This is a genomic window from Bacillus sp. OTU2372 (assembly GCF_038440275.1).
Taxonomy (GTDB): Bacteria; Bacillota; Bacilli; order Bacillales; family Cytobacillaceae; genus Neobacillus; species Neobacillus bataviensis_B.
In genome coordinates, this window is sequence record NZ_JASATK010000047.1 from 1 (window position 1) to 10,075 (window position 10,075).

Here is a 10,075-nt window from a genome sequence, read left to right on the forward strand (position 1 = left end):
GAGGACTTTTTTTAAGTGTCTACTCTATCGGGTACATTTTACTAAAGAAGGGATTTTCTCATGGAGGGATTATTTTCCATAGGTACAAAAAGTTTATCATTTTAAATAACCCCTCCTTGCTGACCGTTTGGTGGTGTTGCTTGAAATATAAACGATACGTTGTCCGGGCGTATATATAATAGGTAATGTGAATTTAGCACATATTGAAATAAGAAAATTATCTTGCAGCCACATGAAGTTCTAAAGCTATAAGTTCATTATGTTCACGATTTATCTGTGTATTTTTTTATTTAGCATTTCATCCACCAAGGAATTTCTATACTTAAATTTCACAAAAATACTGCCGATAAACTCGATATTCTTCGAATTTGTCAGCAGTTTGATGACTCCCTAACTGGAGTCTTTTATGTAAACAATTAAATTAATCAAAAGGTGCAACTTACTTCAAAAGGTACTCGGAATCACTGAGCAAGAAGGATGCCATTTCTTTTGGAAATGTGCTTGTTGGATTGCTCCTTTACTTCATTTAGAAAGCTTTGTAGATCATTATTTTTCAACTCCTGTAGATGGCTGTTGGCTATTGATTGATCGTTGATTTGAAGAAGTTCTACAGGCTTTTCTAACGACGATACTAAAATTAAAAATCCCAAGCAATACATAATCGCCTGGGACCCGGAATTTTATTTTACTTTTTCAACTGTAACCCCGGCCCACTCTTCATAGCATTTAATGACGTCGCTCATATCTTCTGAACCATATCCTTTTGCTTTAGCCATTTGAAAAATTTCTTTAACTCTGGCGAGAACAAGCACTGAAACTTCTAACTCTTTTGTTAGGTCTTAGCAAGGCTGATCAGTTGGATTATGTAGAACCCAAAACCTGCCATACCCACCACTGCAAGAAAATATCTATTTTTGTTTATGTTAGAAAAAAGCTCTGTTAAAGGACATTGTTGATTTTGCTGAGTGATGATGGAACGAAAATCAACAACAAAATTTAACAGAGCAAAAAAATTAAATCCGACCACAAGAACCAAATTCACGCATTTTTCCGATCACCGTTTCCTTAATAGCTTCACGGCCCGGAACTATGTATTTTCTAGGGTCATATACATCAGGATCAGTGTTTAATATCGAACGGACTGCTTTCGTAAAAGCAATTTGATTTTCCGTATTTACATTAATTTTTGCCGTTCCTAATGAGATTGATTTTTTAATTTGTTCGGTCGGAATACCAGTTCCACCATGTAAGACCAACGGTAACTCAATAGTTTTACAAATACTTAGTTAATACATATTATGGTTACCTATGTTTATGTTTTTCTACTTTAAGGTTTAGAATAGTACCGTAATTGCATTGACAAACAATAATAGCAAAAGTATACTAAACATGTAAGGTAACTTAACAGACAAGTAGTTAAGTTTTTATTTTCCATAAGGTGTTATGAGATAATATTCTACATAGGGGGTTTACAAAATGGCAAAAACATTTATTCAAATGGTAGCAGAAGCTCGTGAGAATGTACCAAGTATTAGTTCAGCTGCAGCACGTGAGAAGATTCAGGAAAATCCAAACACATTGGTTATCGATGTGCAGGACGCAGCGGATGCTGGCGCATGCGGATTAATTCCAAGCAGTGTTAATATTTCACTAGGGATGCTGCCTATCCGTGCCGACCTTGAGTTGCCAGATCATTTACGGAATCCAGAGTTAGCTAATCGAAATCGCCCTGTATTAGTGACATGTGGTGCTGGTGGACAGGCTGCGCTTGGAGCGTATGTTCTGAAACAAATGGGCTTCACAGATGTTGCCTATATTGAAGGTGGAACGACTGCATGGAAGTCTGCTGGATTTGAGGTTGAGCCCGCACAATAAGGTGAAATTGTCAGGGGAACTGCCCCTATTCTTCACCCTAATAATGAAAACCAATTGTGGAGGAGCTGAGTTCATTGCTCCTCTTTTTATTGTTTGGATGTGAAATTAACTCGGGTGCTATGTAATTGTAAATAGAGTAACACAGATAATTTACAATTAGAATATCAACTTATATCCTTCTCCAAAAACGCTCTTTTAACCTTAGCCACCACGAAAAGAAATAATGGCAGACAAAGACAGAACACTCAAGAATAGGGTGTCCAAATGTTTGTGATAAAGTTAATCAAAAAACTCATACCGGGTGCTATAACAATGGATAGGACCATCAGGATCATGGCGAATGGAAGAGTCAAATATTGCCTACTTTTCAAACTCTTGTACGTAGTGGAGTAAGCTAGAACTCACCAGCTCTGTGACACAGGTCTCAAGCAGTTTTGAAGTTAGAGGGTAGGTATTTTTTTAGATTACATTTAGTTTTTAATAATACCGTAGAATCTTAATTTAATGCACTTTTTGATAAGCCATATATCATTTAATTTTTTCTAATTAAATATTAAGACATCTATTCTGTGACCAAGTTGTGACCAAAGGTGTGACCAGTTTTCTTATTTTATAAATAGGATTAAATAAGGAATTGAGGCGGTTTATATAAACGCTCCTCTTTTTCCATTTTTCCCCAAAGGAAGGATGACCCTAATTGAACCAGTGACCCCAACCCTGTCAATGATGGATATACTTTATGATCTTATTTCTCTTTCTCGAATTCAATATCATTTTACTTCTATTGTCGGAGTCATATCTCCGAGTATTATTAGCTCCCTCAATTTGCTCTAATAAAGGGAAACTTTTTTTAATATCTTTTTCTATTTCATTATTAAGTTGAGTCATACAATCCTCAAATGTCATTGGAGCTGCTAAAACAGTTTGTTGAGAAGTTATTATAAATAAAAGAATGAGATATACCAGCATTTTATTTAAATAAATAGACCTCCATTGCTAACCCATTTTATTGTTATACTTCCTACATCTCACAATTCTATTCCTTAACATTCCTGCCAAATAACTTAATAACTTAATAACTTAATAACTTAATAACTCCTCTCAAAAACGACCTTTTTCAATACGGATGAATACCAAATGTATCTAAACCTGTTGTCTCGTCCAAACCGAACATAACATTCATGTTTTCAATCCCAACCAATGCTCCACCTTTTCCTACGCTATCCAAGACACTGAGAACAACGATTCTACCTCTGGATTCATCAACGTCCAAACCGATATGGCAAAAATTTGTGGAAGATACAGCTGATACCCAAGGATATGGAGCATAGTTCCACGAACCATTCGTATTGGAAGGTAAATCGATTACTTTAATGAAAAACTCGTTACGATAAAACTCTTGATAAAGTTCTATCAAGTCTTTTCTTTTTGCTCTTCTTTTAGGAAAACAGTGATTTACGGTTAATATTCCCCTTGATATCGGCACATAATGGGGTGTGAAGTGCACGTGGACAGATTGTCCTGCAATTGCGGATAATTCCTGTTCCATTTCATAGATATGCCGATGGTTCACAACGTTGTAGGATAAAATATTGTTATGAATTTCAGGATGATGAAGAGCACGATCTAGCTCATTCCCAGCTCCAACCGTTCCTGACATACCATCTACAACAATTTTATCTAAATCAATGAGCCCTTCCCTCACCAGTGGTGCAAGTGCAAGGATTGTTGATGAAGAGAAACACCCAGGATTTGCGACAAGTCTCGTACCCTTAATGTCTTTTCGATGTAGTTCTGTTATTCCATAGACCGCTTCTGATACCAAATTCCATTGACTGTGCGTTTTGCCATATACCCGTTTCCAATCCTCTTTGTTTTTCAATCGAAAGTCAGCACCAAAATCAATCACTTTGGCTCCTTGAGATAAAAATTTAGCCGCAACGTCCATTGCCATCCCACTAGGGACTGAAACAAAAACTACATCACACGGCGTGACATCATCTGGATGAGTATATTGAATCCCTCTTCCAAAAAAGTTTTTATTGAAAACTTCAATGCTAGTATCCCCTCTACTTGTCGCCCCCTCCACGCTTACATTTGGATGTCTTATAACACACGGAGTGCTTCTGCACCCATGTAACCAGATGCTCCATAGATTCCAGCTCGAATCATTTAATCTCACTCCTTAATGAAAAAATATCTTCCGTTATAATGGGTATTGAAAAATAATATGATCATGGTTGTCCACGAGCCGTTGTTCATGCTCAATATGCTTCCTTAAAATTGCGGTCTATGCGTGACAAGCAAGTAATTTTGGTTTAGGGAGGAATAGCATGAGATGAATGAGAAAATCCGTGTATATGGGAATGATCATTCTAATAAAATTAAATCATCTTTCTAAAAATTCATCGAAAATTTGGCTATGCGGTGCAGTTTTTCTTTAGCGGTCGAGGTTCTCGCCATTCCCCTTAGTCCTACCAATACATTATGCAGATATTCCGCTAGCTCTTCGGTATCGTAATCAGGGGTGAATTCACCGTTCTGCTGCCCCCAGAGAATAATTTCCTTGAGCATTTGTTCTGCTTTTGTGAAACCTTCAGTGGTCTTAGTGTCAACATCTATATCGCGTACTGCCAATTCTACCGCCGAATTCACAAGTTTGATACATAATGTATCAAACTAACAAAACGATTGTACTTTTTCCCATTTTTTGTTGAAATCTTCTCTTCTTTTATGACGGAAAGCACCTGCTGAAAGCCTTGAGCAACTTTAAATGGCCTTTTGTGCGAATTTTACCTGACATGACGGCTGATAATATCCCTGTTTCTTTGGCCATCAGCCGAATCCATGTTTGACTGTCTGCAATAAGTTGGAAATCTGCATCCCCGATATGTCCCTTTTCCACAGTAAGGGTCTTGTTCTTAATGATAACCGTTGCTTGAGCATTCTCTTCTCCAGTAAATGTAAAATGATAGGTAGCCGCTAAATCTTTTGCTTGATTTCTTTGAAACATATGGGGAAGCACTCCCAAAAACGCCCGGATTGATTTCGATCGTAAGCCGTTGCTCACCGACCGCACTTGTTTATGGGGAAAACGCTTTTTGACATGATCCTCAGCGTCGGAATTCGGCACTACATACACCATTTCGCTTTTATCCTGCAGTGGTTTGACAACCTCCTTCAAAAATTTCTTACGATCATCAAGAAACTCACCAATTACATCTTCTCCAGCAGGACAAACGGACAAACAGTAGGCCGCTTTATAGCTAGCCCCAAAAGAAAGGCTCTGCCACATAGATGCTGTTTCTGCATCATTTACTTTGTCCCTGTATGCTTTAGAATTTTTGCTGTCGGTAATCTTCTCCACCCAATCGGTAAAGCCGCCGGAAAATTCTCTATAGTTGTGCGTATAACAGGCGGAGAAATTAAAATGACCATCAGCGCCAATGGCTCCTACTGGGCAGGCAGCTACGCATAATTTGCACTCCAAACACGGATTATAATCAATGGGCTGACTCTCCGAAGTCATATCTGCATTTGTAAGGATCGTACCTAACAAAATAAAGTTGCCGAACTTGGGATGAATGACATTTCTATGGATGCCGATTTGTCCGAGTCCAGCCGCAACCGCAATTGGTTTATGTGAGATGACCCATGCTTTTCCGGTACTTTCCTGCTCCATCGGGAATCCTGCTGGCGGATTCAATGCTTTGATGCCTTGCTCTTCAAGCTCTTTCACGATTTCATGTCCGATATGCGTTACGTTATCGACAACATGATGAAATTCCGTATTTGCAATAGATCGGGCTGTCGAACGCAAGGGCTCGCGGTTCATTTTACAGACGAAACTAATGAGCGTCCTGGCTTCCGGAAACAGATTCAAAATTTCTTTTCGTTGGTCTCCAAGTTCGTTTCGGTCAATAGAGACGAATCCAACATCGTCGGCTCCTGCATGTAGACATAAATTCCGCAACCATTGTGTATCTATGCGCCTGCCTTCGGTTCCCTGCATAATTTCCTTTTTCTTGTAATATTGTTTTACGGTAGGATGATCATTTATTGTCATCTTTTTCATGGTACTCAACTCCTTAGTCGTTCAATTTAACGCCCATCCGTCAGTACTACACTGTATGATGGCCTGCCCAATTATTTGAAGTCGTGCATTCCATACAGACTTAGTAAAATTGATTTTTAGTTCTAGCGTTGTGAATGTCTCCCCTTCGCTTAGGGTAGATGCGTAGGCTATTCTCATCGCTGTATCAGTAGCATCGCAAAGTACGCCGTCGTGAAGCTTTCTACCAAGGCTGACAGAACTTGTACGGAAAGCTTATCGTAACGGTCAAGACTTATAGTTTCTTTCTTCTTGCTTATCGATGATCGGACGACATCCACTATGACAGCATCCTTGTCAGATTTCCCAGTATCGCCTTTTAAGTATTATAGGTAGTTTTGGAAACCGATCGGTCTTTTTTTTAGGGTAAAAAAAGCCATCGCCGGCTTCTTTTTTAGACTGCTAGGCATAGTTCTGAGCAAGAAAGGATTTAAGATGATGCACAGCTCTTTTCATGTACTCTGGGTTCTTGTAAAGTTTGCTAAGTGTTAGCGCCCCCTCCAGCGTGGAGATCAACACGGTCGCCACAAACTCGGGATCCACGCCTTGTTTAATTTCACCCTTCTCTATGCCTTTCTGAACAAGATTCGAACCACTCCGAGCAAGCCATCCATTGCTTCACGGACTTTTTCTTGAAAGCAATGGGTCTGCGTCATCTGCCTCAATCGCAGCATTCATATAATATTCCCCTTGATATCAGCACATTATGGGGTGTGAAGTGCACGTGGACGGATTGTCCTGCAATTACGGATAATTCCTGTTCCATTTCATAGCTATGCCGATGGTTCACAACGTTGTAGAATAAAATATTGTTATGTATTTCGGGTTGATGCAGAGCACGATCTAGCTTATTCCCTGCTCCAACCGTTCCTGACATACCATCTACAACAATTTTATCTAAATCAATGAGCCCTTCCCTCACCAGTGGTGCAAGTGCAAGGATTGTTGATGAAGAGAAACACCCAGGATTTGCGACAAGTCTCGTACCCTTAATGTCTTTTCGATGTAGTTCTGTTAGTCCATAGACCGCTTCTGATACCAAATTCCATTGACTGTGCGTTTTGCCATATACCCGTTTCCAATCCTCTTTGTTTTTCAATCGAAAGTCAGCATTCGGCCGGTGCGGTAGCAGATGCTGGCGCGGTTTCGCGCTTCCTGCGGCTGACGGCGACACCGGCAGCGCTGATAGCGAGACATACAACCAATATCCATACAAGCGTCATGGCGCTCGCACCCAAGCTCGGACCGCCGAAAAGCAGGTTCATGATCCCCTCCACCGCGTAAGTGGCCGGCAAATAGTCGCTCACCCGATTATAAAACGAGCCCAGCAGCTCACGCGGTACAATCGCTCCGGAAGAAACCAACTGTGTCGCAAGCATAATGATGTTAAGAAACATGCCCGCGTTGCCGAGTAGAATCAGGAACATTTGAGCGAAAAACATGAATGCGAGTAACACGAGCGACACGAAGCCCCACATCGTGGCAAAGCTGACGACGGATTGCCCGCCGAGCAAATGAACCATCGTCGTACTGACGAGTCCGACCGCCGCCGCCGCAATGACGTTGAGCATCACTCTGGCGCCGAATGCGTTCCATCTGCCGTATTGCCGTGAGACGATGTTGACGGAAATCTGCAGGTTCTGCGCTTTGATCATCGATCCGACGAAGCAAGCGAGGACGAGCATCATCGGCACCATCTGGTTGTGCATACCGTTCACTTTGTTGGACGTCTGCATGTCGGATGTGACGCGTTCGGACAGTCCTTGCGCCATCTGGTGTGCCTGGGCAGTCGGGAGATTCGGGCTTACCTGCGTCAGTTTCGCCTGCGCTCCTGCGGCAATCGCCTGCTTATTGGCAATCGCCGTAACGTTGCTGGCAACCGATTGCATAATGCTCTTGATGAATTGCGGGTTCGATTCGTTCAAGTAGTAATGGATTTGCGCCGTTTGACCTGGAGTTTGCAACTGCTTGGAGAAATCGGATGCCAGATACAGCACCATCTGCACGTCTCGTTTGTTCAACTTCGTCTGGGCGGCGGACAACGAATCCATCCTCTCGATTCGGAAAGGCAGGTTCCCGGCAAGTTCGTCAGCGATGTTAGCCCCGAGTCCTTGATCTTCGTTAACGATGGCGATAATCAAATTCTTGGTGTTGTCGGTAATTCCGTTGTAGCCTGTCATCCATACGATACTAAAAATGATCTGAAACATAAATGCCACAACAACTCCGATAATCGTAGTGGGCTGGCGAAGCAATGCGATCATTGCATTTTTCATGGCACATCTCTCCTTTTGTCATAATTAAATGTCTGTATTAATTAAACGTGTGTTTAAAATGTACGGCTCCTTTTTCCATCCGGCGATAGGTTTTCAAAACTCTTTTCCTCCCTGAACTGCGGTGTATACACCTTCGCTTATTTTCAATCATGCTTTTAATTTGCTTTGAGTAAGAACAAAATGCCAATATGTGGAATGTTATATTTTATCGTATATTTTCGTCAAGATGGCGGATTAATGACCCTTTGGCGGCTCAGACATCATATCGTTGAACTGGGTCACAAAAGCGCCTTCGCTCGGGCCCGGGTTATTTCGAAGTATTTTCGCTTCTTCCACCAGAACCTCGTCTGTATCCGTACCAAGTACCTTCATCGTTGCTTCAATGAATTGCGTAAGCGACATCGCGTGCGGATTGTTGAGATTTATCAGATCCGTTTGAACCCCCGGCGGCGCCATTTCCAGTACTTTTACCGAAGTGTCTTTAAGCATGTACCGTTGAGAAAGCGAGTAGGAATGGAGTGCTGCTTTCGTCGCCGAATATACAGCGGTCATCGCTAGCGGCACGAATCCAAGTACCGAAGTCGTGTTGATGATAACTGCTTCTTCTTTGGACTTCAAATGCTCCATTAACGCAGACGTCATACGGATTGGCCCAAGCAAGTTTGTCGTGACAGTCGAAACCAAAACATCTTCGTCGATCACGCCTGCTGCGTTATCGGGCAGCATGATGCCGGCGTTGTTAAACAAGACATTTAAATCCGGGTATTCTTCGATTAACTGCTTGGCGACCGCCTTTATGCTGTCAGGATCCTGTACATTCAACTCTACTCCGGACATCCCGGGATTCGCTTTAATCGTGTCCTCCAGACGCTCTTTTCGCCGCCCAGAGATGATAACTTTGTTTCCAAGTTTGTGTAAAGCTTCTGCTAGACCACGGCCAATTCCCGTACCGCCGCCTGTAATAAAAATCGTGTTTCCTGTAAGCTTCATTTGTAAACCCTCCAAAAAATAATTTAATTTACCTTCATCTAAGGGATCATATACATTATCGAAGGAACATTAAGACATGTTCATCGCAAGCAGCGGCATACTGAGACAGAAATCCATGCCCCGAATCAAAATAAGTGTATATACACCATTTTTGATAAAAAAATTAATCTTGCCTGTTCAGCTTAACGATATCAGACAATTGACCAAGAAAACCTTTATAACGGTCATCGCCCATATAGTCTCGAATACGAATTTGCGCCTGTTCCCATAACGGCAGCGCACGCTTAAGAAGGTCCCGGCCGTCGGGTGTCAGAGCAATAAATCGTTTCCTGCGATCCTCCCCTTCCGTGATCGACACCCAGCCTTGTCTCTCAAGCGGCTTGAGATCTCGTGGCAATGTGGTCCGATCCATCAGAAGAATTTCGGAGAGAGATGTAATGGTGACAGACCCGGCCTGTTCAAGTGCCATCAACAATGACAACTGTGTAGACCGAAGCCCGACTGGTCTTAAATATTCATCATATAAACTGGTAATGAACCGGGACGCCTTTCTTAAATTCAAGCTAGCGCATTCTGCTGCATAATCGGTCGTCCCTGAAAAATCTGCCGTTGAATTTTGCTCTCTCATAATTTTCACCAACCTTTCCTACAATCAAGAAGATATACTCCAACTGTTGAATTTTATTCTCTCATAATTACGAGTATATACACGTATTGTGTCGATGTCAATCTTTATAATCATCTTAATCTCTTCGCAATACAATCTAACTGTTATTCAAGAATATGGCCCGATTGCTGAACAAAGATCAATCTGGACTCTTCC

The 10,075-nt window shown here is 41.6% G+C and carries 8 protein-coding genes and 2 pseudogenes; 1 reads left to right on the forward strand and 9 read right to left on the reverse strand.

Annotation, left to right across the window (positions count from 1 at the left end; translation table 11 throughout):
* Positions 1 to 1,013: 1,013 nt before the first annotated feature.
* Positions 1,014 to 1,280: pseudogene (locus AAHB15_RS29425) on the reverse strand (class II fructose-bisphosphate aldolase); the annotation flags it as partial.
* A 196-nt stretch (positions 1,281 to 1,476) separates the two neighbouring features.
* Between AAHB15_RS29425 and AAHB15_RS29430 the strand changes: the two are divergent.
* Positions 1,477 to 1,875, forward strand: coding sequence for a rhodanese-like domain-containing protein (locus AAHB15_RS29430; protein ID WP_335574802.1), 399 nt, complete (start codon positions 1,477 to 1,479; stop codon positions 1,873 to 1,875).
* A 1,117-nt stretch (positions 1,876 to 2,992) separates the two neighbouring features.
* On the opposite strand, the gene argC is transcribed toward AAHB15_RS29430, so the two are convergent.
* The 8 genes and pseudogenes from argC to AAHB15_RS29465 all read right to left on the reverse strand — a co-directional run bounded on the left by argC (position 2,993) and on the right by AAHB15_RS29465 (position 9,880).
* The gene (argC, locus tag AAHB15_RS29435) at positions 2,993 to 4,057 is read right to left on the reverse strand and encodes an N-acetyl-gamma-glutamyl-phosphate reductase (RefSeq protein WP_342043855.1); all 1,065 of its coding nucleotides are present in this window, start codon (positions 4,055 to 4,057) and stop codon (positions 2,993 to 2,995) included.
* Between the two features lie 215 nt (positions 4,058 to 4,272).
* Positions 4,273 to 4,530, reverse strand: a complete 258-nt coding sequence (locus AAHB15_RS29440) for a TetR family transcriptional regulator C-terminal domain-containing protein (RefSeq protein WP_446715902.1) — start codon at positions 4,528 to 4,530, stop codon at positions 4,273 to 4,275.
* Between the two features lie 76 nt (positions 4,531 to 4,606).
* A complete protein-coding gene (locus AAHB15_RS29445; RefSeq protein WP_335562565.1) occupies positions 4,607 to 5,950 on the reverse strand; it encodes an SCP2 sterol-binding domain-containing protein in 1,344 nt (447 codons plus the stop codon).
* Positions 5,951 to 6,388: 438 nt separating this feature from the next.
* Positions 6,389 to 6,565: pseudogene (locus AAHB15_RS30365) on the reverse strand (TetR family transcriptional regulator C-terminal domain-containing protein); the annotation flags it as partial.
* 82 nt (positions 6,566 to 6,647) lie between these two features.
* On the reverse strand, positions 6,648 to 7,085 hold the full coding sequence (locus AAHB15_RS29450) for an Asd/ArgC dimerization domain-containing protein (protein ID WP_342043857.1): 438 nt from the start codon (positions 7,083 to 7,085) through the stop codon (positions 6,648 to 6,650).
* Between the two features lie 7 nt (positions 7,086 to 7,092).
* Positions 7,093 to 8,262 (reverse strand): YhgE/Pip domain-containing protein, encoded by a 1,170-nt coding sequence (locus AAHB15_RS29455; protein ID WP_342043858.1) that lies wholly within the window; start codon positions 8,260 to 8,262, stop codon positions 7,093 to 7,095.
* 234 nt (positions 8,263 to 8,496) lie between these two features.
* Positions 8,497 to 9,252 carry an SDR family oxidoreductase gene (locus tag AAHB15_RS29460; protein WP_342043859.1) on the reverse strand — a complete coding sequence of 252 codons (756 nt, stop codon included), beginning with the start codon at positions 9,250 to 9,252 and terminating at the stop codon, positions 8,497 to 8,499.
* A 163-nt stretch (positions 9,253 to 9,415) separates the two neighbouring features.
* Positions 9,416 to 9,880, reverse strand: coding sequence for a MarR family winged helix-turn-helix transcriptional regulator (locus AAHB15_RS29465; protein ID WP_218350289.1), 465 nt, complete (start codon positions 9,878 to 9,880; stop codon positions 9,416 to 9,418).
* Positions 9,881 to 10,075 lie beyond the last annotated feature (195 nt).